The organism is Cellulomonas sp. S1-8, assembly GCF_026184235.1.
Classification (GTDB): domain Bacteria; phylum Actinomycetota; class Actinomycetes; order Actinomycetales; family Cellulomonadaceae; genus Cellulomonas.
The window spans coordinates 3471656-3493303 of sequence record NZ_CP110806.1; the positions used below are offsets into that span (position 1 = coordinate 3471656).

Sequence of the window (21648 nt, forward strand, 5' to 3'; positions counted from 1 at the left end):
GTTGGGTCGAGACCGACCCGCTCCGACCGCCGACGACGCCCGGTCGCCCCTTGTCCCCGCGCCCGGAAGCGAGCAGACCACGTGAGCAGCACCCGAACGACCGTCGACGACACCGTCGACGACACCGGCACCCCCAGCCCCACCGCCATGACCCACCGCCAGGTCCTCGAGGCCCTGTCCGGGATCCTGCTGGGCATGTTCGTCTCGATCCTCGCGACGAGCGTCGTCTCGACGTCCCTGCCGCGCATCATCACGGACCTCGGCGGCAGCCAGTCCGCCTTCACGTGGGTCGTCACCGCGACCCTGCTGACCATGACCGTCTCGACACCCGTCTGGGGCAAGCTCGCCGACATCACCGACCGCAAGCGGCTCGTCCAGGTCGCGCTGGTCATCTCCGTGGTGTCGTCCGCGCTGGCCGGCCTGTCGCACAGCACCGAGATGCTCATCGCGATGCGCGCGTTCCAGGGCATCGGCGCCGGCGGCCTGACGGCGCTGGGCACCGTGCTCATCGCCGACATCATCAGCCCCCGCGAGCGCGGCCGGTACATGGGCCTCATGGGCGCCGTGATGGCCGTCGGCATGGTCGGCGGCCCGCTGCTGGGCGGCGTCATCACCGACGCCGCGGGCTGGCGCTGGAACTTCTTCGTCGGCCTGCCGTTCGCCGTCGCCGCGATCGTCGTGCTGCAGCGCACGCTGCACCTGCCCGCCGTCGTGCGCCGCCGCGTGCGCATCGACTGGGCCGGCGCGCTCCTGCTCGCGGCGTCCGTCGCGACGCTGCTGCTGTGGGTGACGTTCGCCGGGACGTCGTTCGCGTGGCTGTCGTGGCAGACCGCGGCCATGGTCGGCGGCTCCGCGCTCGGCGTCGTGGCGCTCGTCCGGGTGGAGTCGCGCGCGGCCGAGCCGATGATCCCCCTGCGCCTGTTCCGCAACCGCACCGTCGTGCTCACCGTGCTCGCGTCGGTCGCCGTCGGCATCGCGCTGTTCGGCACGCAGGTCTTCCTCAGCCAGTACATGCAGCTCGCCCGGGGCAAGACGCCCACCGAGTCCGGCCTGCTGACCATCCCCATGGTCGTCGGCACGTTCCTCGCCTCGACGCTGTCGGGCCGCGCGATCTCCGCGAGCGGACGCTACAAGCGGATCATGGTCGTCGGCGCCGTCCTGCTGACGGGCGGCCTCGGCCTCATGGGCACCATCGACGAGAGCACGAGCTTCACGCTCGTCGGGCTGTACATGCTGGTCGTCGGCTGCGGTGTGGGCATGCTCATGCAGAACCTCGTCCTGGCGACGCAGAACACCCTCCCGATCGCGGACCTGGGGGCCGGCACGGCGACCGTCGCGTTCTTCCGCACGCTCGGGGGCGCCATCGGCGTCTCGGCCCTGGGCGCGCTGCTGTCGAACCGTGTCTCGCACCTGCTCGTCGACGGCCTGACGGGCATCGGCGTCGACCCGGCCGCGCTGGGCGCCGGCGGCACGACGTCCCTGCCGGACCTGGCCACGCTGCCCGCGCCCGTCCGCGGTGTCGTCGAGCACGCGTTCGGCGTCGGTGTCGCGGACCTGTTCCTCGTCGGTGCGCCGATCGCCCTGCTGGCGCTCGTGGCGGTCCTCGCGCTGCGCGAGGTGCCGCTGGGGCGCGCGTCCGGCGTCGAGCAGCGCCTCGCCGCGCAGGCCGAGCGCTCAGAGCCCGTCGCCGCCGCCTGACGTCGGGGGCGCGGCGCGCACGAGGTCCTCGTTGAGGCGCGCGAGCAGGTCGGCGAGCTGTGTCAGCTCGTCGGCCTGCCACGCGTCGAGGGACCGGCGCATGTACTCCTGCCGGCCGGTCCGGGCGTGCGCGAGCCGGCGCTCCCCCTCGCCGGTCAGCGCGAGCGGCTGGCTGCGCGAGTCGCTGGGGTCGGCCGACCGCGCGAGCAGCCCCAGCCGCTCCAGCCGGGCGACCTGCCGCGACATCGTGCCCCGGCCGACACCCAGGAGGTCCGCGAGGTCGCTCGCGCGCGTGCCCGGCGTGCGGGCCACCGTCGCGAGCAGCAGGTACGCGGACGCGTCGAGGTCCGGGTGCACCGTGCGGGCCAGACCCGCCGACGCGGCACGCGCCCGGCGCAGGAAGAGCCCCAGCTCCCGCTCGACGCGCAGCACAGGGTCGTCGCTCATGCGCCCATCCTGGCCCAGCGGCCGCCGCCTCGTCGCTCAGCGCGCCCAGGTGGCGCGGCGCCGCGCGACCTGCGCGATCGCGGAGACGCGGGCGGGGTCGAGCCGCTCGGGCAGCCGGCGGAAGATGTTGGGCACCTCGTGGCGCGCGATGACCAGGGCGTCCTGGACCGGGTGCTGCACGTCCCGCTCGAGGTCACCCGTGACCACGAGGACGGCCCGCACGCCGATGCCGGAGCACCCGGCGGACAGCAGCAGGCCCTGCACGCGCGCCGCCTCGAGGCGCGCGTCGCGCAGGTACGTCACGGCGCGGCCGTCGACGTGCATCGTGCCCGCGGCGGCGCGCACACGGCTGCCGGGATGGCGGCGCTCGGTGACCGTGTAGATGCCGCCGGGGCCGATCAGGAGGTGCTCCACGACGCTCCCCTGCCGGCCGAGCGGCACGTCGTGCACCGCCTGCCAACCCTCCTCGGCGAGGCGGTCCAGGCGCGAGCCGACCGGGCTGCCCCGCTCGCCGCGCGGCTCGTCGTCGTCGCCGAGCCACGCCTCGACGCCCGCACCCTCGAGAGCCTCGATGGACGCGAGCTCGGAGGTGACGGGCAGGACCAGCTCGGGGACGTCGGACCGCAGGTACGCCTGGGCCGCGCGCCGGACCCGGGCCTCCAGGACGGGGTCGTCGGCCACGACCTCGCCGGACTGAAGATCGACGGAACCCACGCGCGCACCCGTCTCGTGCGTCACGTAGAGGCGGTCGGCACCGTAACGCCGCCATCGCCGAACAGTCAGGACCTCGTCCACGTTCGCATTATCGGCACCCGGGGCGTCCGACTTCAGCCCCGTCCACGGCGGATTCGGAGCAATGCGGCGTGTCGCGGCGTGTCGTCACCCGCACGGCCTCCTCCCCGACGAGCGGGTGACCTGCGGATCAGGCGTCCGTCGCGGGCGTCGGCTCGAACGTGAGGCTGACGGAGTTCATGCAGAACCGGTCGCCCGTCGGCGTCTGCGGTGCGTCGTCGAAGACGTGACCCAGGTGGGACCCGCAGCGCGCGCAGCGCACCTCGGTGCGGACCATGCCCAGGGTGCGGTCCGTGATGAGCTCGACGCGGTCGCCGGCCAGCGGGGAGAAGAAGCTCGGCCACCCGCAGTGCGAGTCGAACTTGGTGTCGGAGCGGAACAGCTCGTTGTCGCACGCGCGGCAGCGGTACACGCCCGCGCGGTGCTCGTCGAGCAGCGCGCCGGTCCACGCACGCTCGGTGCCCGCGCGGCGCAGCACCGCGAACTCCTGCGGCTCGAGCTCGAGCGCCCACTGGTCGTCGCTCTTGGTCACGGGGTAGGTCACGGTGGTCCTCCTTGGAGCGCACCGCCCCGGTGGCAGCACGCACCGATCCCAACACGCGACATTCACCCGACGTTCCCGCGCGCACAGGACGGTCGTCCAGCGGGGCGTCTGTGCGTGGCGTGCGTCACGACATACCCTGAACGGGAGGATCCCGTCAGGGTCACCCGAGCCACGAGGTGCACGTGCCAGCTGGTCGCCGTCGTTCGAGCCCCACCCGCCGGTTCGCGGTCGTGAGCCTGGTCGGCATGGCACTGGTCGGTATCGCCCTGGTCCTGGTCACGTCCTCGCAGATGCAGGGCCAGGCCGTGCGCGACGGCACGGGCTCGGCCGCACGGATCGCGGAGTACGCGGCCGGGGTGGTCCCCTCGACCGCCTTCGTCACCGGGGTCCTGTCGAGCGACGAGCGCGCCGCGGTGACGGCGGCCACGGAGGGCTTCGACGACGACCTCGTCGAGCTGCGGCTCTGGAGCCTCGACGGACGCCTCATGTACTCCTCGGCGGCGGCCACGACCGGCCTGCCGCACACCGACCGGCTCGCCCAGGTCATGCAGGAGGGACAGCCCGACGCCGTCGTCCAGCCGGACGTGCGCGCGGGGGGCGACGCCGCCGCCGAGCGCACCGTCCTCGACGTGTACGTCCCGGTGCTGCTCGCGGACACCGCGACGCCCGACGCGCAGGGGGACGTCGCACCCGGTGCGGTGATCGGCGCGGCCGAGGTCATGCTCGACCACACCACGGCGCACCAGACGCTCCGCGCGACGACCCGCACGGTCACGCTCGTCGTCGTCGGCAGCCTCGTGCTGCTGTGGCTGCTGCTCTTCCAGATCGTGCACGCGACGTCACGCCGGCTGCGCGCCACGGCGCTCGACAACGCGCGCCTCGCGTTGCTCGACTCGCTGACCGGGCTGCCCAACCGGCGCCTGCTGGCCGACCAGATGCAGCGCGCCATCGAGCGGGTCGCGGACGACGACACGCGCGTCGGGCTGATCCTGCTGGACATCGACCGGTTCAAGGACATCAACGACACGCTCGGCCACGATCACGGCGACGAGCTGCTGCAGCAGGTCGCCGAGCGCCTGCGCCACGCGCTGCGCGACGACGACGTGGTCGCACGGCTCGGCGGCGACGAGTTCGCGATCCTGCTGCCCGACGTCCGCACGGTCGCGAACGCCGAGCGGCTGGCGCGCCGCGTGCGCGGCCTGTTCGCCCGCCCTTTCGAGCTGAGCGACATCGGGCTGCACGTCGAGACGTCGATCGGCGTCGCCTGCCTGCCGGACCACGCGAGCGACGCGTCCGCGCTGATGCGCACCGCCGACATCGCGATGTACGCCGCGAAGCACCACCGCGCGGGTGTCAGCGTGTACTCCCCCGACGCGGACGACTCCTCGCCGGCCCGCCTCGTGCTGCTGGGCGAGCTGCACCGGGCGCTCGAGGCGCGCAGCGACCCGGACTCGGTGCCGCAGCTCGAGATGCACTACCAGCCGAAGATCGACCTGTCGTCGCAGCGCGTCGTCGGGCTCGAGGCCCTGATCCGGTGGCGGCACCCGACGCGCGGGCTCCTGGCACCGGGCACGTTCGTGCCGCTCGCCGAGCAGTCGGGCCTGATCCACCGCGTCACGGCGTTCGCGCTCGAGGAGTCGGTGCGCCAGCTCGCGCGGTGGCGCGCGCAGGGTGCGGCCGTGCCGGTGGCGGTGAACCTGTCGGCGCACGACGTCGCGAGCCCCGCCGTCGTCGACATGATCGAGCAGCTGCTCGCCGAGCACGGCGTCGAGGCGTCCCTCCTCGAGGTCGAGATCACGGAGACCGCGCTGGTCGCGGACCGTTCCCGCGTCGTCCCGGTGCTCGAGCGCCTCGGTGCGCTGGGCATCCGCGTGGCGATCGACGACTTCGGCACCGGGACCACGTCGATCTCGCAGCTGCGCGACCTGCCGGTGGCGGAGCTGAAGATCGACCGGGTGTTCGTCGCTGACCTGGGCGAGGGCGGGCGCGCCGGGTCGGAGCTCGTCGTGCAGGCGATGGTGGACCTGGCGCACTCGTTCGGGCTGGGGGTGGTCGCCGAGGGCGTCGAGGACGAGGAGACCGCGCTGACGCTCGCGCGCCTCGGGGTCGACCGGGCGCAGGGGTTCCTGTGGGCGCGGCCCGCGCCGGCGGACGCACTTCACCCGCCGGGCAGCCAGTCGCTCCACCCGATCGGATGAACACTGACGTGACGTCTCAAGTCCGCTGGGGAACGTGCCGAGAGGTACCGAAGAGGCCGCACTGGGCCCGCGACCGCGGGCCTACGACCAGGGCACGCGCGAGCGCGCCCGACAGGAAGGACCGACGCGCATGATGGACGAGCTGCTCGAGGAGATGATCGACCCCGAGCCCTCGCGGCAGGACGCCGCTCGGCGCCGTCGCGCCTGGGCCACCGGCTCGATCCTCGTCCTCGCCGCGATCGGTGTGACCTCGCTGACGACGTCCGCGCTGTTCACCGACCAGGACTCCCTGACGGGCACCATCAGCACGGGCACGATCGTGCTCACCGCGGACGGCGCGCAGTTCACGATGCCCGTCGGCGGGCTCGCCCCCGGTGGGACCGTCGTCGCCCCGGTGACGCTGAGCAACGTCGGCTCGCTGGAGCTGCGGTACGCCGTGAGCCTGTCCGCGGCGACCACGACACCGGGTGCCGGCACGGCCGGTACCGGTGACCTGCGCGACCAGCTGCGCGCACGCGTGCTCGCCGACGCGACGTGCACGCTCACGAGCGCCGAGACGGCTCCCGTGCTGGGTGACACGCAGACGCTCGTCGGCACCGAGTTCGGCCAGCCGGCGACGATGACGCCGATCGTCGGCGACCCCGCGACGGGCAACCAGACGGGCGACCGCGTCCTGGCGGGCGTCACGGGCGCCGAGACGTTGTGCGTGCGGGTCGACATGTCCCGCGACGCGGACAACACCTACCAGAACACCGCTGCCGAGCTGACCTTCCAGTTCGACTCCGAGCAGACGGTGAACAACTGAGACGACCTTGACCACGGCGCAGCGGGCACCTGAGCCCTTCGTCGACCGCCGCGCCACTCGGCCGGCGGTCCGGCGGCGCACGCCGTGGTGGCGTCGGGCGACGAGCGCGGCGCTGTGGGGCATCGTGGTCGTCGGCGTCCTGGCGTACCTGACGTCGCTCGCGGTGCCCCTGTGGTTCCAGTCGCAGGGGCAGCGCCTGCTCATCGTGACGTCGGGGTCGATGGCGCCCCAGTTCGTCGCCGGGGACGTCGTCGTGCTGCGCGCGGTCACCGACGCGTCCGAGCTCAAGCCGGGTCTGGTCGTGACGTTCCAGCCGGTCGGCGCGACGGGGCTGGTGACGCACCGCATCGTCTCGCTGCACAGCCTGCCCGCGATGCAGGACGTCGGCGACGGCTCGGGCCGCATGGAGCCCGTGCTGGACGACGCCGGCGAGCCCGTGATGCAGCCGTACATCCGCACGCAGGGCGACGCGAACCGTCGGCCGGACGCGAACGCGACGCCGGTCGAGCGGGTGCGCGGCGTGCTGCTGAGCGAGCACCACGGCTGGGGGTCGGTGCTGACGTGGGCGACGTCCCCGCAGGGCCGCGCTGTCATGCTGGTGCCTCCGCTGCTGGCGCTGGCCGCGCTCGAGGTGGTCTCCGTGGTGGAGGCGCGCCGCCGCGCGCGGGCGTCCCGCCGACCGCTGGACGACAGGAGGGTCGATGCGCTCCTCCTCGACTGACGTGTGGTGGCGCCGCGCCCCCGAGGACCGCGGCACGTGGGTGCGGCTGGGGGTGCTGGTGCTGCTCGTCGTCCTGCTGCTGCTCGCCCCCGCGCCCGCCCGGACCGGAGCGCTGCTGACGGGCACGACGCAGGCGACGACCACCGTGTCCACGCTGCCGGACTTCTCCGCCCCGGTGGACGACGCGACGCCCGCCGCGGGCTGAGACGCGGCGCGCTCCCCCGGCGGAATACCGGCGGCGGGGCGACGGTTGAGGCGCCTGATCGATGCAAACGCATCAACATTGACGAGCGAGGTGCACCATGCAGTTCGGGATCTTCTCCGTCGGCGACGTGACGACCGACCCCACCACCGGCCGGACCCCCGACGACACCGAGCGCGTGCGCGCCATGCTGACGATCGCCGAGCACGCCGACGCCGCCGGGCTCGACGTCTTCGCCACCGGCGAGCACCACAACCCGCCGTTCGTCACCTCGTCGCCCACCACGATGCTCGGCTACCTCGCGGGCCGCACGAAGAACATCCTGCTGTCGACCGCGACCACCCTCGTCACCACCAACGACCCGGTCCGCCTGGCCGAGGAGTACGCGATGCTCCAGGTCATCGCGGACGGGCGCATGGACCTCATGATGGGCCGCGGCAACACCGGACCCGTGTACCCCTGGTTCGGCAAGGACATCCGCCAGGCCCTGCCGCTCGCGATCGAGAACTACGCGCTCGTGCGCCGGCTGTGGGACGAGGACGTCGTGGACTGGAGCGGCAAGTTCCGCACCCCGCTCCAGGGCTTCACGTCCACGCCCCGTCCGCTCGACGGCGTCGCGCCCTTCGTGTGGCACGGGTCGATCCGCACCCCCGAGATCGCCGAGCAGGCCGCGTTCTACGGCGACGGCTTCCTGCACAACGCGATCTTCTGGCCCATGGAGCACACCGCGCAGATGGTGAACTTCTACCGTCGGCGCTACGAGCACCACGGGCACGGCCGCGCCGACCAGGCCATCGTGGGGCTGGGCGGACAGGTGTTCATGCGCAAGAACAGCCAGGCCGCGTGGGACGAGTTCCGCCCCTACTTCGACGAGGCGCCCGTCTACGGGCACGGGCCGACCATGGAGGACTTCACGCGCGAGACGCCGCTGACCGTCGGCAGCCCGCAGCAGGTCATCGACCGCTACGGCGCCTTCTGGGAGCAGGTCGGCCACTACCAGCGCCAGCTGTTCCTCATCGACCACGCGGGTCTGCCTCTCAAGACCGTCCTGGAGCAGATCGACATCCTCGCGCAGGACGTCGTGCCGGTGCTCCGCAAGGAGGCCGAGGCGCGTCGTCCCGCGGACGTCCCGGCGAACCCGCCGTCGCACGCCGAGCGCGTCGCCGCGGCCCGCGCCGCAGGCCGCACGCACGCCCAGCAGGCCGCCCCGGCGGACCACTGGACGGGCAAGGCGGCCGAGGACGACCTCGAGGCCGCCCAGGCCGCGGGCGCCACCACCCGCTGAGCCGTGCCGGATCGCCCCCTCACCGCGAGAGGGCGATCCGGCCCCCGCACACCCCCGCCCGTGACCGGGCGATCCAGCCCCACCCAGGAGGACCCCGTGCCGTCCCGTTCGATCGTCGTCGTGTCCGGCGGGCTCTCGCAGCCGTCGTCGACGCGGCTGCTGGCCGACCGCCTCACCCAGGCGGTCGTCGCGGACCTCACCGCCCGCGGCGTCGACACCGTCGTCGAGGTCGTGGAGCTGCGCAGCCTCGCGCACGACGTCGTCGACATGACCCTCACCGGCTACGCCCGCCCCGACCTCGCCGCTGCGCAGAGCGCGCTGGCGGGCGCCGACGGCGTCATCGCCGTCACGCCCGTCTTCGCGGCCTCGTACGCCGGGCTCTTCAAGTCGTTCGTCGACGTGCTCGACCCCGACACCCTGCAGGGCACACCCGTGCTGCTCGGCGCGACCGGCGGCACCGCGCGCCACTCCCTCGCGCTCGAGCACGCGATGCGCCCGCTGTTCGCGTACCTGCACGCCGACGTCGTCCCGACGTCCGTGTTCGCCGCGACCGACGACTGGGCCGACGCGGGCACCGAGCACGTCCGGCCCCTGCCCGCGCGCATCACCCGCGCCGCGGCCGAGCTCGCGCAGCGCGTCGCGACGCGCGAGCGGGTCGCCCCCGCCGACCCGTACGACGCGGTGCCGTCGTTCGAGGACCTGCTCGGGGGCCAGTGAGCGCGAGGTGACGGCGGCGCGACCCGCCGCACGACGACGAGGGGCCGACCACCGGACGGTGGTCGGCCCCTCGTCACGCACGGCCGGGCTTACCGGCCTGCCGTCACTGGCGCGTCAGCGTGAACGTGGCGCCGGAGTCGGTCGCCTCGACGTCGAGCTGCTGCTCCGCGAGCGTCTGCGACGTGCGCGGGTCGACGTAGACGCGGGCGTCGCCCTGCGCCACCACGTCGTCGTCGGGATCGGGACCGGCCACGAGCGCGAGCTCGAAGCCACCGGTCTCCTGCTCGGCGATCCGCAGACCGCCGTCCTGCGGCAGGCCGGCACGGCTCGTCAGGGTCTCGACGGCGGTACGGGCGTTGTCGGTCAGGGTGAGCACGGGTGCTCCTCTCCACGGAACGGGAGACGTCGGCCGGGACGCGCGGCCCCGCTCCGGCGGGACGCGCCATGCGGGCCCGCGGGCGGGACGACGGGCCCCGGTCCGACGCCGTCGGACCACTCCACCGTCACCCGCAGGCCGCACCGAGGCAACCGCTCGTCCGCTCCGCGAGACAGGTCCGCACGGCAACCACCCCCGCCGACCGCAACACCAGTACTGGTTGGGGGCGTGATTCGGGGAGCCGGGTTCCGGTGGGCGGGTGGTGGTCAGCGGGTGATGTCGACGACGAGGGCGCGGTGGTCCGAGAGGCCCAGGTCGAGGGACTCGCCCGGGCCGGCCGCGTGCACGCCCGGGCCCGCGAGGACGTGGTCGAGCTGGCGCACCGGGTCCGTCACCGGGAACGTCGCCGCGCGGACGAGGGGGCGCAGACCCGTCAGCCGCGCGGGCTGCTCGCCCGCCAGGTTGAGGTCGCCCATGACCACGGTCGGCCCCGGCATGGTGCGGGTCACGCGCACCAGGTGCCGCAGCTGGCGCACGTTCCAGCCGGGGATGAACGTCAGGTGGGTCCCGACGACCGTGAGCGCTCCCCCGTCGTCGCCGTCGACGACCGCGGCGAGGGCCGTGCGGGGCTCGTCGCGCACGAGCGCCGGCCAGCGGGCACCGGGGAACCGGACGGGCGCGCGGCGGCGCAGGGTCGGCAGCGTCAGGACGTGCCAGGCGCGCACCGGCCGCCGCGACAGCAGCGCGATGCCGTACGCGGCCGTGTCGGGCTGCTCCTCGCCCGTGCCGGCGACCCAGAGGCCCGGCTCGCCGTGCAGCGTCGCGACGAACCGGTGGTGGGGTGCACCCATCGCCGCGGCCGCGACGGCCGTGAGGTCGGCGCCGTGCGAGCGGGTCTGCGCGCGGTCGACCTCCTGCAGGGCCAGGACGTCGGCGTCGAGGCGGCGCACCGCGGCGGCGAAGCGGTCGAGGTCGACCCGCCCGTCCACGAGCGACCGCCCGTGCAGGATGTTGAAGGTCGCGAGCCGCACCGTGCGATTCTCGCCGCACGGCCCCCACCTCGCACGGCAGCCCGTCCGCTCCCACCGACCCGCGGTCGTCCGCAAGGGCGTGGGCGGCTCGGCGCGCGGGCACGCGCGACGCGGTGTAGACACCGTGCATGCACTCGACCCCGCCCCTGACGACGACACCGCTCACCGGCGCCGCGCCGCCGCCGCTGCCCGTCCCGACCGGCGCTGCGACCCCGGACGACCGCGCGGCGCTGCAGGACGGCCTGCGGCGCACCGCCGTCGCGCTCATCGACGCGCAGATCCCGTTCGCGCTGGTCGGCGGGTACGCCGCGTGGGCGCGCGGCGCACCGGAGCCCAGCCACGACGCCGACTTCGCGGTCGCGCAGGACGACGTCGACGCCGCGCGTGCGGCGCTCGCCGCGGCGGGCCTGGACGTGCAGCAGCCCGCCGAGAACTGGCTGTTCAAGGCGTACCACCACGGGCAGCTCGTCGACGTGATCTTCCGGATGGTCGGCGAGCCGGTGACCCGCGAGCAGCTCGCCCGCGCCGACGAGCTCGAGGTGCTGGCCGTGCGGATGCCGGTGCTGCCCGCGACCGACATCATCTCGGCCAAGATGCGGGTGCTCGGCGAGCACTACTGCGACCTCACGTGGCTGCTGCCGATGGCCCGGGCGCTGCGCGAGCAGATCGACTGGGACCGCGTCCGCGCCGAGGTCGCGGACCAGCCCTACGCGCGTGCGTTCCTGTTCCTCGCCGACGAGCTGGGCCTGACGGGCCACCCGACGGACCGGATGACCTCCGCCCTCGGACGCACCGGCCCCGGCTCGGACGACTGAGGCCGGGGCCGGCGACGGCTGCGCTCAGACCTGCTCGACCGGCACGGGTGCGTCGGCGATCCGCAGCGCCTCGACGAGCTCGCGGTACAGCTCGTCGGCGGCGAGCAGCTCGGCGTGCGTGCCGCGCGCCCGGACCCCGCCGTCCTCGAGCACGAGGATCGTGTCGGCGTCGACCACCGTGGACAACCGGTGCGCGACCGTCACGACGGCGCCCGTGGTGGCCAGCACCCGGATCGCGTCGTGCACGGCCGCCTCGGTCAGGCCGTCGACCTGCGCGGTCGCCTCGTCGAGGAGCATGACCTGCGGCCGGCACAGCAGCGCGCGCGCCAGTGCGATGCGCTGGCGCTGCCCGCCGGACACCGACGTCTCCGACAGGCGGGTGTCAAGGCCCTCGGGCAGCGCGTCGAACGCGCCGTCGAGCCGGACGGCGGCGAGCGCGGCGGCCAGCTCCGCGTCGGTCGCGTCGGGGTTGCTGAAGAGCAGGTTGTCGCGGATGGAGCCGGGCACGACCGGCGTCTCCTGCTCGACGTACGCGAAGCGGGAGCGCACGTCGGCGTGGCTCCAGGTGGAGTAGGGGCGGCCGTCGAGCAGCAGCTCGCCCTCCTGCGGCTCGAGGAAGCGCAGCAGCAGGGAGAAGACCGTGGTCTTGCCGGCGCCGGACGGCCCGACCATCGCCGTGTGGCCGCGCCGCGGCACGGTCAGCGACAGGTCGCGCACCGCCGCGGGGAGCCCCGGGCCGTAGCCGGCGGTGACGCCGCGCAGCTCCAGCACGGGGACGCCGGGACCGGGGTCGGCGCCGCCGGGCGTCGTCGTGAGCGCGTCGTCGGGCTCGACGTCCATCGCCTCGACCTCGCCGATGCGCGCGGCCGCCGCGATGCCGGACTGCAGCTGCGTCAGCGCCTGCGTGAGCTCGGTGATGGGGCCGACGATGTTGAAGGCGTAGAGCAGGAACGCGACGAGGCTCGAGACCGCGAGCTCGCCCTGGCCGACGCGCCAGGCGCCGAGCCCGAGGATCACGATGATCGCGAGCTGGATGCCGCCCCACGAGACGGTCCACGCCAGCGCGGTGGTCCGCACCGCGCGCACGGCGTGGTCGCGGGCCTCGCGCGCCGCCCCGAGGACCGTGGCGCCCTGGCGCTGCTCCGCGCGGCTCGACTTGACGGTCCGCACGGCGCGCAGCGACCCCTCGAGGGTGCCGCCGAGCCGCCCGAGGGCCTCCTGGGACGCGCGTTCCGCGGCGCCGATGCCGGGCAGGAGCACGGCCATGACCGCACAGACGATCAGGAGCGCGACGACCGTGGTGCCCAGCAGCACCCGGTCGAGGACCCCCATGAGCACCAGCGTGCCGATCAGGGCGACGACGCCGTTGACGAGGCCCACGAGGCTCGAGGACGTCGCCTCCCGCAGCAGGACGGTGTCGGAGGTGACGCGCGTGACCAGCTCACCGGTGGGCCGGCCGGTGACGGCCGCGACCGTCGCGCGCAGGTACCGGCCCACGAGCGACTCGCGGGCGTCGAGCACGATCCGCTCGGCCAGGGTGCCGAGGACGATCCACTGCAGGTACCCGACGACCGACCCGACGACGAAGAGGCCGAGGAGCCAGGCGACGGGCTGCGCGAGCGACTCCCCGGTCCCCAACGTGTCGAGCACCCACTTGGTGACCATGGGGGTCGCGAGCCCCAGGGCGGTGCCGCCGAGGCCGAGCGCGAGCCCGATGCCGAGCGTGCGCCGGTGGGGCCGGACGAGGCTGAGCAGGAGGAGGAGACGCCGACGACTCTCGCCCGGTGCGGCGGGCGGGTCGGTCACGGGGTCGGTCGGGGCGGGGTCGGTCGGGGCGGACGGCGAGGCCATGCGTCCATGGAACACCTGTGTTTCATTTCGGTCAACCATGTTTCCTCAGAGCGGACGGGTGTACCGTCCAGGACGTGGCACGTACCGCAGCACCCCCGGAGACGGGCGCCCGCGCGCGCACCCGCCAGGCGATCCTCGACGCCGCGGTCCGCGCGCTGGCCGACGACCCCACCGCGTCCCTGGGCCGCGTCGCCGACCTCGCCGACGTCGGCCGGACCACCCTGCACCGCTACTTCCCCGAGCGCGAGGACCTGCTCGCCGCGGTCGGCGCGCACGCCGTCGCGGGCATCGCCGCCGCGCACGCCCGCGCCCGCACGGACGACGGCACGGCGCTGGCCGCGCTGCTGCGCGTCGCGCAGGAGTACCTGGAGCTGGGCGACCTGCTGACCGTCCTGTTCACGGGCGTCGTCGACGAGGACTGCTGGGCCGAGGACGGCGGGAACAGCGCCGTGCTGAGCGCGCTCCACGCGCGCGGGCTGCGCGACGGCACGCTCGACCCGCGGATGTCCGCCGAGTGGGCCCTGGGCATCGTCTGGTCGGGGCTCTACCTCGCGTGGTCGACGGTACGGACGGGGGCCGAGGACCGGCACGCCGTCGTCGGGCGCCTGCTGCTGACCCTGGAGAAGGCGCTGGCCGCGCCTGCGCCCTGACTCGACCAGGCCCGACCTGACCCGACGGGCCCGACCTGCGGGCGGACTCCCCCTCGGTGAGGATGGGGAGCATGCCTGACACCACCACCCCCACCCTGACCCTGCCCGGCGGCGAGATCCCGCTGCTGGGCCTCGGCACCTGGCAGTCGGAGGGCTCGGACGCCGAGCTCGCCGTGAGCGCCGCGCTGCAGCTCGGCTACCGGCACGTCGACACCGCCACCGGCTACGGCAACGAGGCGCAGGTCGGCCGCGCGCTGGCGACCCGCGGCATCGACCGCGACGACGTCTTCCTCACGACCAAGCTGCCGCCGGACCACACCGACCGCGTCCGCCAGACGCTCATGGAGTCCCTCGCGGCGCTCGGCACCGACCATCTCGACCTGTGGCTGATCCACTGGCCGCCGAACCGGCAGGCCAGCCCCGCGGTCTGGCAGGAGCTGCGGCAGGCGCGCGACGAGGGCTTCGCCCGCTCGATCGGTGTGTCCAACTACTCGATCGCCCAGATCGACGAGCTGATCGCCGCGACCGGCGAGGCGCCGGCCGTCAACCAGATCCCGTACTCGCCCGTCGACCACGACGCGGCCCTGCTCGCCGCCCACCGTGAGCGCGGCGTCGTCGTCGAGGGGTACAGCCCGCTCAAGCGCACCGACCTGGACGCCGAGCCGATCGTGGCCGCGGCGCGGGCCCACGGGGTGACACCGGCGCAGGTGGTGCTGCGCTGGCACCTCGAGCACGACGTGGTGGTGATCCCCAAGTCCGTGCGTCGCGAGCGCCTCGAGGAGAACCTCGGGGTCCTGGGCTTCTCGCTCACGGCGGACGAGGTCGCGGCCATCGACGTGCTGGGGCGCTGAGGACGGACCGCGGTCCGTCCGACGGGCGGATCCCGGGGTGTGGTTGCGCTCCCATACCGCACGTGCTCGCCGCCGTCGCGAAGCGACCGGCGAGCACGTCGGGCCTCGGCCTACCGAGGAACCGGACCCGTGTCCTGCGTTCGGCGTCACGCCGTTGTGCCGCCGCGCCAAGGTCTACCGGACAACCGACGTGACGTCAACCACACGGGCGACGGTCAGCCCGGCCGCACCACCGCGACGACGCCCGGGACGCGCCCGGGCGTCGCCCGCAGGCGCCACTCCGCACCGTCGCGCTCGAGCATGCCGACCGCGTCCACACGGGTCCCGAACGGCAGCACGTGCAGGCGCCGGCCCGCGGTCGTGCCGTCGACGACCGTCGGGTCGGCGTGCTGGCCGAGCCGGTCGACCTCGAGCGCCGCGTGCGTGTCGTCATGCCCCAGGACCTCGACCTCGCCCACGTCGACGGTCACGGGCACCCCGCCGCACACGACGACGAACGGTGCGACCTGGGACGCGACGACGTGCCGCCCGAGCAGCCGGGCCACCGCGCCGACGCGGCGCAGCTCCGCGGTCGACGGGTGCGCCGCGCCGGGGTCCCGGTGCCGGCCCGCGGGCGGGGACGGGGGCGGGCACGGCGCGGGGCCCGCGTCGGGCGCGCCGACCACGTACCAGGCGGCGACCTGCGCCCCCGTCACGGGGTGACGCACCTCGACCGCGCTGCGGTGGGGCACGACGACACCGCGGACCGACCGCAGGCCGGGCGACGTGAGCGGGCGCGCGAGGACGTCGCGCAGCAGCAGCTCACGCAGGACGCCCCGGACGAGCATCGTCAGGACGACCACGGCTGCGACACCCCACTGCGTGAGCACGACGACCGACCACGGCCCCGCCCCGCGCTCCCGGTCCTGGGGCGAGGGCTCGCCCGCCCCCGACAGGCTCGCGGCCAGGGCCGTGACGACGAGGCACGTGATGACCAGGCCGACCGCGGCCGTCGCGACCCTCCCGGACGGCTCCCCGCGCGCCGCGTCGAGCTCGCGGTGCCACTGCCGCACGACCGGCAGCGCCCGCCACACCCCGCCCGCCGCACCCAGCAGCGCGACGACCGCGGCCGCGACCCACACCGCGGGCGGGGGCGCAGGCCAGACGGTCGCCAGCGCGCGCTGCCCGTCGGTCAGCGCGGCGCGGCCCGCCAGCGAGAGCACGGCGAGCAGCACCACGGGACGCACGACGGGCACCAGGGACGAGGCGGGGCGGGGACGCATCGCGGCTCCGGGGAGTCGACGGGGAGAGCGCCGGGTGCTCGAAGGATGCCCGCCGCACACCGACATGGGCAAGGGTCCAGGTCGGATTCGTGCGCGGGCGGTTCGTCCCACCGCACGCGACGGGAGTGAACCCACCCTTTGACCGCGTGCCAGGGCTGGCCTACCTTGGCCGAGGCGGGTCCATCGGTGCGTTGTTGGTCGGATCCCGTCGCACCGTCACGGGGGGCGTGACAGGAGCCGGGGGCTGCGCATCGTGGCGCAGCGTCCTCACCTGCCGTGCGGTCCTGCGCCGGTCGGCGGTCGTCCACCGGCACCGGGCGTCCGCCGTCCGGGACCGCCTGGTCCCGGGGTCGGATGCCGGTCACGACCGGCATGTCATTGGGGGGCACCATGGCAGCACACGGCACGGCGCGCGGCCCGTCGCGCATCCGCAAGGCAGTCCTGACGACGACTCTCGCCCTGAGCATCGCGGTCACCGGAGCGACTGCGGCGTACGCGGCCGTCGTCCAGGCGGGGGGCGGCACCTGGAGCTACGGGGGACCGAGCTTCTTCCCGAGCAACAACTGGTCGAACTACCTCCACCCCACCCGCTCGCACGCCGCGTCGGTGACCGGTGACGTCGGACTCGTCCGCTCCTGGTGCCGCGCACCCGGGGTCTGGGCCAAGGCGACCGCGTGGGACAGCAACCCGTTCCGCATGGACCAGGCGCGCTGGCACCACTGCTGACCGCACGGGAGAGCACCACGTCGGGGCCGGCCACCACGGTGGCCGGCCCCGACCCGGGCGATCGGAAGGAACGGCCATGACGCACCGGGGAACGCGCCTGGCCTACGTCCTCGTGCTCCTGTACGCCGCCGCCACGGCGTTCCTCGTCGTGCGCGGCCTCGAGGAGTCGGGCGTCCTGGGCGCCGACCACCTGGTGCACGTCTCCGGAGATGCCGGCCCCGGTGCCGCACGGACCGTCGCCGTCGTCGAGGACGTCGCGCGCACGCACCGCGTCGACGTCGGCCGGCTCGTCGACGACCTGCTCGCGCCGGGCGAGCGACGCCACCTCTACCTCGCGGTGGGCCGCCCCGACGCCGGCCCGGCGGACTGGCTCGTCCACGGCTACCCGGCGTTCGGCCCGCAGGGACGCACGGACGTGCACGACATCGCGGACCTGGGCCAGGTCGACCCGCGCGGGTACTACGTCGTCTTCGGTGGCACCGACGGGCGTGACGCGCTCGACGCGGCGCTGCGCGACCTCGGGTACGACGTCGAGTCGCGCGCCTACTACGCGCCGGGGGCGATCGCCCAGTGGGTCTGGGCGCAGCCGCTGGGCACGGGGCTGCTGGTCATGACGCTGCTGGTCGTCGTGGTGGTCGCGGCCGGGGTGCTGAGCAGCGTGAAGTCGTACGCCGTGCAGCGCCTGCACGGCGCGTCCGGAGCCACGCTCGTCGCGCGCGACCTGCGCGACGTCGGCCGCGTCGTCCTGGTGGCCTGCGGGGTGCTCGCGGTACTGGTCGGAGCAGCGCTGTGGGCGTGGAACGGCCTGCACCAGTGGGTGGCGTACGCGGCGGTCGCCGGTGCGACCGCGGGCGCCCTGCTGCTCGTCGTGCTGCTCGCCCACGTCACAGCGATCTGGCTGACCGGACGTGTCCCGGTCCTCGACGCGCTCAAGGGGCGGCTGCCGGCGCACGGCACGACCGCGGCGGTCTACCTGGTCCGTGGGCCGGCGCTGGTGCTGGCCGTGGCCGCGTCGGTGACGGCGACGGTCGCGGTCGCCGACGTCGTCGAGCGGCGCGACGCGCTCGAGGCCTGGAGCACGGTGGGGGACGCCGCCTCCCTGACCTTCACGGCGGCGTTCTCGCCGGCCGAGACCGACCGCCTCGCCGGGACGACGGGCGAGTGGCTCGTCGCCGAGGAGGCGGCGGGCCGCATGGTCCTCGCCGCCCAGGACCGGCTCGAGCTCATGGCACCGGGCGCGCAGGGTGACGTGCTGCTCGTCAACAGCACCTACCTCACGCAGCAGGACGTCCGGACCGCCGACGGCGCCCGCCTGACCGGGACCCCGCCGGGGACGGTCACCGTCCTCGTGCCCCAGGACCGCGCGGCCGAGCACGACGCCATCGTCGGGACGATCACCACCTGGGCGGACAGCGGACCCGCCACGACGGCACCGGCGGTCGAGTCCGCGCTGCTCCCGGCCGGCACCGAGCTGTTCACCTACGGCGCGCAGCGCGGCACGCAGGAGCGCCCGGTGCTCACGGACGCCGTCGTGGTCGTCGTCGACGCCACGTCCGGCACCGTGCGGCCCGCCGACTACATGGCGCTGGCGAGCCAGGGCCACGTGCTCGTCCTCGACCCCGAGCGTGCGCTCCAGGGCGCGCAGGACGCCGGCCTCACCGGCTTCGTCACGAGCTTCCGACCCGCGCAGCAGGAGGCCGTCGACGTGTACGCCGACGTGCTGCGCGACCTGCGGCTGCACCTGGCCAACGTCGCCGTCGCGCTGCTGGTGCTGCTCGCCACCGCGGTCGGGCTCGGGCAGGTGTACACGCGCAGCCACGCGCAGCGGCTGTTCGTCTCCTACGTGCACGGCTGGTCGTTCGTGCGGACGCACCCGCGCCTCCTCGCGGTCGAGGCGGCGCTGCTCATCGCCGTCGCGGGCGCGTCGGTGTGGGCGACGGGGGCCCTGCTCGCCGCGCGCCCCGGCGTCGGTCCGGACGGCGGCCCCGGGTCGGCGTACGCGCTGGGCGGGCTGCAGCCCGTGCTGACGTCGTCGTGGGCGCTGCTGAACGCGGGGTTCGTCGTCGTCACGCTCGTCGTGCTCACCCGACGCCTCGTCCGCACCCGGTCCGCGGAGGCCTGAACGGTGCCCTCGTCGACCCCGCCCGACGTCCCGACCCCCGGAGGTCCGCCCGTGCTCGTCGTCGACCGGCTCACCAAGTCCTTCGGCCAGCGCACGCTGTGGCGCGACCTGTCGTTCACCGCGTCGGCGGGCGACCTGGTCGCGCTCACCGGGGCCAGCGGGTCCGGCAAGTCGACCCTGCTCAACTGCCTCGGGCTGCTCGAGGCCGCGACGTCGGGGCGCATCGAGGTGGAGGGCCGCGACATCACCCGGCTGCGCGCCGGCGGGGCTCGCAGGTTCCGCCGCGACAGCGTGGGGTACCTGTTCCAGAGCTACGCGCTGGTGGAGAACGCGTCCGTGCGCGCGAACCTCGAGATCGCCGTGGGCGGGCGGCGGCGCGCGTCGCGCCCCGCGCTGGAGGAGGCCCTGGACCAGGTGGGGCTCGGCGGGCGCGGCCGTGAGCCGGTGTACCGGCTGAGCGGTGGTGAGCAGCAGCGCGTCGCTCTGGCGCGGCTCCTCGTGCGGCAGCCGCGCGTCGTGCTCGCCGACGAGCCGACCGGGTCGCTCGACGCGGACAACGGCCGCATGGTCGTCGAGTCGCTGCGCGACCTGGCCAAGGGCGGTTGCGCGGTCGTCGTGGCGACGCACGACGCCGAGGTCGCGGCCGCGTGCACGACGGTCGTCGTGCTCGACCCGGTCCCCCTGCACGCCTGACACGGGCGACGGCGCGCCCCGACCGGTGTGGCCGGGGCGCGCCGTCGTCAGGTGCGGGTCGTCAGGTGCGGGCCGTCAGGCGCGCGTCACCACCCGTTGGCGACGGCGCGCACGAGGTCGCCGTTCGCCGTGTCGCCGGACAGCTCCCAGAAGAAGGCGCCGCCCAGGCCCTTGTCCCGTGCCCACGTCATCTTCGACGCGAGGGTCGCGGGGGTGTCGTAGCTCCACCACTGGTCACCGCAGCGCGCGTACGCCGTGCCGCCGACGGTCCCGGTGGCCGGGCAGCGCGTCGCGAGGACCTTGTAGTCCTCGATGCCCTGCTCGTACGTGCCGGGCGCGGCGCCGGTGGCCGTGCCGCCGGGTGCGGTCTGCGTGACGCCCGACCAGCCGCGGCCGTAGAAGCCCACGCCGAGCAGGATCTTGCTCGCCGGGATCCCCTTGCCGAGGAGCTTGTCCACCGCGGCCTGCGAGTTGAAGCCCTGCTGCGGGATGCCCGGGTAGGACGTCAGCGGGGAGTGCGGCGCCGTCGGTCCCTGGGGCGCGAAGGCGCCGAAGTAGTCGTACGTCATCGGCATGATCCAGTCGAGCTTGGTCGCGGCCGTCGCGTAGTCGGCGGCGTCGATCTTGCCCCCCGACGAGCCGTCGGCCGTGATGGCCGCCGTGACCAGGTTGGACGACCCGAACTTCGCGCGCAGCGCGGTGACGACGCGGTCGAACGCCTGAGGACCGGAGGAGTCGCACGTCAGGCCGCACGCGTTGGGGTACTCCCAGTCGACGTCGATGCCGTCGAAGACGTCGGCCCAGCGCGGGTCCTCGACGAGGTCGTAGCAGGACTGCGCGAACGCCTCGGGGTTCGCGGCGGCCTGCGTGAAGCCGCCGGACCAGGTCCAGCCGCCGAACGACCAGATGACCTTGAGGTCCGGGTGCATGGCCTTGAGCTTGCGCAGCTGGTTGAAGCTGCCGCGCAGCGGCTGGTCCCAGGTGTCGGCGACGCCGTCGACCGAGTCGGCGGCGGTGTAGGCCTTCTCGTGGTCGGCGTAGGAGTCGCCGATGGAGCAGCGTCCGCCGGTGGTGTTGCCGAAGGCGTAGAGGATGTGGGTCATGCGGTCCGCCGCGCCCGACGTGTGGATGTTCTTCACGTGGTAGTTGCGGGCGTAGACGCCCCACTCGGCGAAGTAGCCGACGACCTTGCCGCCGCCGGGGGGCGGGGTCGTGGGCGTGGGCGTCGGTGTGGGCGTGGCGGTGGGGGTCGGGGTGGTCGTCGGGGTGGGGGTGGTGGTGGGGGTCGGGGTGGGCGTGCTGCCGCCGCCGGTGCAGGACGCGCCGTTGACGCTGCACCCGGTGGGGGCGCCGTAGGGGCCGGAGGCGACGTAGCCCCAGCTCTGCGAGGCGCCGGGCGCGAGGGGTCCGGCCCAGCCCTTCTTGACGGCGCGGTAGTCCTGGCCGTTGCGGGTGACGTCGGCGTCCCACGCGCTGGTGACGGCGACCCCGGTGGGGAGCCGGAAGTCGATCGACCACGTCGGCACGCTGGTCGCGCCGGTGTTGGTGACGGTGACGGCGACCTGGTGGCCGGTCCCCCAGTCGCCCTGGGACGTGAAGGTCACCGTGACGCCGCCGGCGGCGCTGGCCACCGGGGCGGTCAGCAGGCCGGTCATGGCGACGGCGAGCGCGGCGACCGACGCGACGAGGGCTCGGCGGCGGGTGGGGTGGTGGGTGGGTGACGCGTGCTGCGGCGCGTCCTGCGTCCTGCTGCGTGACATCTCGACTCCCGTTCGTCGAATATGTAAGGACTATGTACTAATGCGACGAGTACGACGCTAGCCCCGGAGGATTCGGGCGGTCAATCATGTGATGACCTCCGA

At 74.5% G+C, this 21648-nt stretch carries 21 protein-coding genes; 13 read left to right on the forward strand and 8 right to left on the reverse strand.

The window, feature by feature from the left end; genetic code table 11:
• Nucleotides 1-81 precede the first annotated feature (81 nt).
• On the forward strand, nucleotides 82-1698 hold the full coding sequence (locus OKX07_RS15695; protein ID WP_416220794.1) for an MDR family MFS transporter: 1617 nt from the start codon (nucleotides 82-84) through the stop codon (nucleotides 1696-1698).
• On the opposite strand, the gene OKX07_RS15700 is transcribed toward OKX07_RS15695, so the two are convergent.
• The 3 genes from OKX07_RS15700 to msrB all read right to left on the reverse strand — a co-directional run bounded on the left by OKX07_RS15700 (nucleotide 1675) and on the right by msrB (nucleotide 3481).
• The gene (locus OKX07_RS15700; RefSeq protein WP_265628924.1) at nucleotides 1675-2145 is read right to left on the reverse strand and encodes a MarR family winged helix-turn-helix transcriptional regulator; all 471 of its coding nucleotides are present in this window, start codon (nucleotides 2143-2145) and stop codon (nucleotides 1675-1677) included. The genes OKX07_RS15695 and OKX07_RS15700 overlap by 24 nt on opposite strands.
• A 36-nt stretch (nucleotides 2146-2181) precedes the next feature.
• Nucleotides 2182-2940, reverse strand: a complete 759-nt coding sequence (locus tag OKX07_RS15705; RefSeq protein ID WP_265628925.1) for a nuclease-related domain-containing protein — start codon at nucleotides 2938-2940, stop codon at nucleotides 2182-2184.
• 127 nt (nucleotides 2941-3067) lie between these two features.
• Nucleotides 3068-3481 (reverse strand): peptide-methionine (R)-S-oxide reductase MsrB, encoded by a 414-nt coding sequence (gene msrB / locus OKX07_RS15710; RefSeq protein WP_265628926.1) that lies wholly within the window; start codon nucleotides 3479-3481, stop codon nucleotides 3068-3070.
• A 245-nt stretch (nucleotides 3482-3726) separates the two neighbouring features.
• Between msrB and OKX07_RS15715 the strand changes: the two genes are divergently transcribed.
• From OKX07_RS15715 to OKX07_RS15740, 6 genes are all read left to right on the forward strand, one after another.
• Nucleotides 3727-5679: a putative bifunctional diguanylate cyclase/phosphodiesterase gene (locus OKX07_RS15715; RefSeq protein ID WP_265628927.1), complete on the forward strand. Its 1953-nt coding sequence runs from the start codon at nucleotides 3727-3729 to the stop codon at nucleotides 5677-5679.
• A gap of 130 nt (nucleotides 5680-5809) precedes the next feature.
• Nucleotides 5810-6484, forward strand: a complete 675-nt coding sequence (locus OKX07_RS15720; RefSeq protein WP_265628928.1) for a TasA family protein — start codon at nucleotides 5810-5812, stop codon at nucleotides 6482-6484.
• A gap of 7 nt (nucleotides 6485-6491) precedes the next feature.
• Nucleotides 6492-7205: a signal peptidase I gene (locus tag OKX07_RS15725; RefSeq protein ID WP_265628929.1), complete on the forward strand. Its 714-nt coding sequence runs from the start codon at nucleotides 6492-6494 to the stop codon at nucleotides 7203-7205.
• On the forward strand, nucleotides 7186-7410 hold the full coding sequence (locus OKX07_RS15730; protein ID WP_265628930.1) for a hypothetical protein: 225 nt from the start codon (nucleotides 7186-7188) through the stop codon (nucleotides 7408-7410). Before OKX07_RS15725 ends, OKX07_RS15730 begins: the two co-directional genes overlap by 20 nt.
• Nucleotides 7411-7507: 97 nt before the next feature.
• The gene (locus OKX07_RS15735; protein WP_265628931.1) at nucleotides 7508-8692 is read left to right on the forward strand and encodes an LLM class flavin-dependent oxidoreductase; all 1185 of its coding nucleotides are present in this window, start codon (nucleotides 7508-7510) and stop codon (nucleotides 8690-8692) included.
• Nucleotides 8693-8788: 96 nt separating this feature from the next.
• The gene (locus OKX07_RS15740) at nucleotides 8789-9409 is read left to right on the forward strand and encodes an FMN reductase (protein WP_265628932.1); all 621 of its coding nucleotides are present in this window, start codon (nucleotides 8789-8791) and stop codon (nucleotides 9407-9409) included.
• 103 nt (nucleotides 9410-9512) lie between these two features.
• On the opposite strand, the gene OKX07_RS15745 is transcribed toward OKX07_RS15740, so the two are convergent.
• Together OKX07_RS15745 and OKX07_RS15750 are read right to left on the reverse strand one after the other, a co-directional pair.
• Nucleotides 9513-9785, reverse strand: coding sequence for an adhesin (locus OKX07_RS15745; protein WP_265628933.1), 273 nt, complete (start codon nucleotides 9783-9785; stop codon nucleotides 9513-9515).
• Between the two features lie 266 nt (nucleotides 9786-10051).
• Entirely contained in the window at nucleotides 10052-10816 is a 765-nt protein-coding gene (locus OKX07_RS15750; protein WP_265628934.1) for an endonuclease/exonuclease/phosphatase family protein, read from the reverse strand.
• 128 nt (nucleotides 10817-10944) lie between these two features.
• Here OKX07_RS15750 and OKX07_RS15755 point away from each other — a divergent pair, with 128 nt between their 5' ends.
• Entirely contained in the window at nucleotides 10945-11631 is a 687-nt protein-coding gene (locus tag OKX07_RS15755) for a nucleotidyltransferase family protein (RefSeq protein ID WP_265628935.1), read from the forward strand.
• 24 nt (nucleotides 11632-11655) lie between these two features.
• Here the strand turns inward: OKX07_RS15755 and OKX07_RS15760 are convergent, their stop codons facing one another.
• On the reverse strand, nucleotides 11656-13482 hold the full coding sequence (locus tag OKX07_RS15760; RefSeq protein WP_265628936.1) for an ABC transporter ATP-binding protein: 1827 nt from the start codon (nucleotides 13480-13482) through the stop codon (nucleotides 11656-11658).
• Nucleotides 13483-13556: 74 nt separating this feature from the next.
• On the opposite strand from OKX07_RS15760, the gene OKX07_RS15765 reads away from it, so the two are divergent.
• Together OKX07_RS15765 and OKX07_RS15770 are read left to right on the forward strand one after the other, a co-directional pair.
• Nucleotides 13557-14132, forward strand: a complete 576-nt coding sequence (locus OKX07_RS15765) for a TetR/AcrR family transcriptional regulator (protein WP_265628937.1) — start codon at nucleotides 13557-13559, stop codon at nucleotides 14130-14132.
• A gap of 71 nt (nucleotides 14133-14203) precedes the next feature.
• Nucleotides 14204-14983: an aldo/keto reductase gene (locus tag OKX07_RS15770; RefSeq protein WP_265628938.1), complete on the forward strand. Its 780-nt coding sequence runs from the start codon at nucleotides 14204-14206 to the stop codon at nucleotides 14981-14983.
• 215 nt (nucleotides 14984-15198) lie between these two features.
• Here OKX07_RS15770 and OKX07_RS15775 read toward each other — a convergent pair whose 3' ends face one another.
• Nucleotides 15199-16245: a hypothetical protein gene (locus OKX07_RS15775; protein ID WP_265628939.1), complete on the reverse strand. Its 1047-nt coding sequence runs from the start codon at nucleotides 16243-16245 to the stop codon at nucleotides 15199-15201.
• A 390-nt stretch (nucleotides 16246-16635) separates the two neighbouring features.
• Between OKX07_RS15775 and OKX07_RS15780 the strand changes: the two genes are divergently transcribed.
• From OKX07_RS15780 to OKX07_RS15790, 3 genes are all read left to right on the forward strand, one after another.
• A complete protein-coding gene (locus OKX07_RS15780; RefSeq protein ID WP_265628940.1) occupies nucleotides 16636-16971 on the forward strand; it encodes a lactococcin 972 family bacteriocin in 336 nt (111 codons plus the stop codon).
• A gap of 76 nt (nucleotides 16972-17047) precedes the next feature.
• Nucleotides 17048-19093 carry a hypothetical protein gene (locus tag OKX07_RS15785; protein WP_265628941.1) on the forward strand — a complete coding sequence of 682 codons (2046 nt, stop codon included), beginning with the start codon at nucleotides 17048-17050 and terminating at the stop codon, nucleotides 19091-19093.
• A gap of 51 nt (nucleotides 19094-19144) precedes the next feature.
• Nucleotides 19145-19786 carry an ABC transporter ATP-binding protein gene (locus OKX07_RS15790; protein ID WP_265628942.1) on the forward strand — a complete coding sequence of 214 codons (642 nt, stop codon included), beginning with the start codon at nucleotides 19145-19147 and terminating at the stop codon, nucleotides 19784-19786.
• An 86-nt stretch (nucleotides 19787-19872) separates the two neighbouring features.
• On the opposite strand, the gene OKX07_RS15795 is transcribed toward OKX07_RS15790, so the two are convergent.
• On the reverse strand, nucleotides 19873-21546 hold the full coding sequence (locus tag OKX07_RS15795; protein ID WP_265628943.1) for a glycosyl hydrolase family 18 protein: 1674 nt from the start codon (nucleotides 21544-21546) through the stop codon (nucleotides 19873-19875).
• Between the last annotated feature and the right edge of the window lie 102 nt (nucleotides 21547-21648).

Coding starts and splice junctions, on each gene's coding strand:
- OKX07_RS15775 (WP_265628939.1), bottom strand. CDS start 16,245: ATGCGTCCCCGCCCCGCCTCGTCCCTGGTGCCCGTCGTGCGTCCCGTG.
- OKX07_RS15755 (WP_265628935.1), top strand. CDS start 10,945: ATGCACTCGACCCCGCCCCTGACGACGACACCGCTCACCGGCGCCGCG.
- OKX07_RS15735 (WP_265628931.1), top strand. CDS start 7,508: ATGCAGTTCGGGATCTTCTCCGTCGGCGACGTGACGACCGACCCCACC.
- OKX07_RS15700 (WP_265628924.1), bottom strand. CDS start 2,145: ATGAGCGACGACCCTGTGCTGCGCGTCGAGCGGGAGCTGGGGCTCTTC.
- OKX07_RS15730 (WP_265628930.1), top strand. CDS start 7,186: ATGCGCTCCTCCTCGACTGACGTGTGGTGGCGCCGCGCCCCCGAGGAC.
- OKX07_RS15770 (WP_265628938.1), top strand. CDS start 14,204: ATGCCTGACACCACCACCCCCACCCTGACCCTGCCCGGCGGCGAGATC.
- OKX07_RS15780 (WP_265628940.1), top strand. CDS start 16,636: ATGGCAGCACACGGCACGGCGCGCGGCCCGTCGCGCATCCGCAAGGCA.
- OKX07_RS15715 (WP_265628927.1), top strand. CDS start 3,727: ATGGCACTGGTCGGTATCGCCCTGGTCCTGGTCACGTCCTCGCAGATG.
- OKX07_RS15720 (WP_265628928.1), top strand. CDS start 5,810: ATGATGGACGAGCTGCTCGAGGAGATGATCGACCCCGAGCCCTCGCGG.
- OKX07_RS15760 (WP_265628936.1), bottom strand. CDS start 13,482: ATGGCCTCGCCGTCCGCCCCGACCGACCCCGCCCCGACCGACCCCGTG.
- OKX07_RS15795 (WP_265628943.1), bottom strand. CDS start 21,546: ATGTCACGCAGCAGGACGCAGGACGCGCCGCAGCACGCGTCACCCACC.
- OKX07_RS15785 (WP_265628941.1), top strand. CDS start 17,048: ATGACGCACCGGGGAACGCGCCTGGCCTACGTCCTCGTGCTCCTGTAC.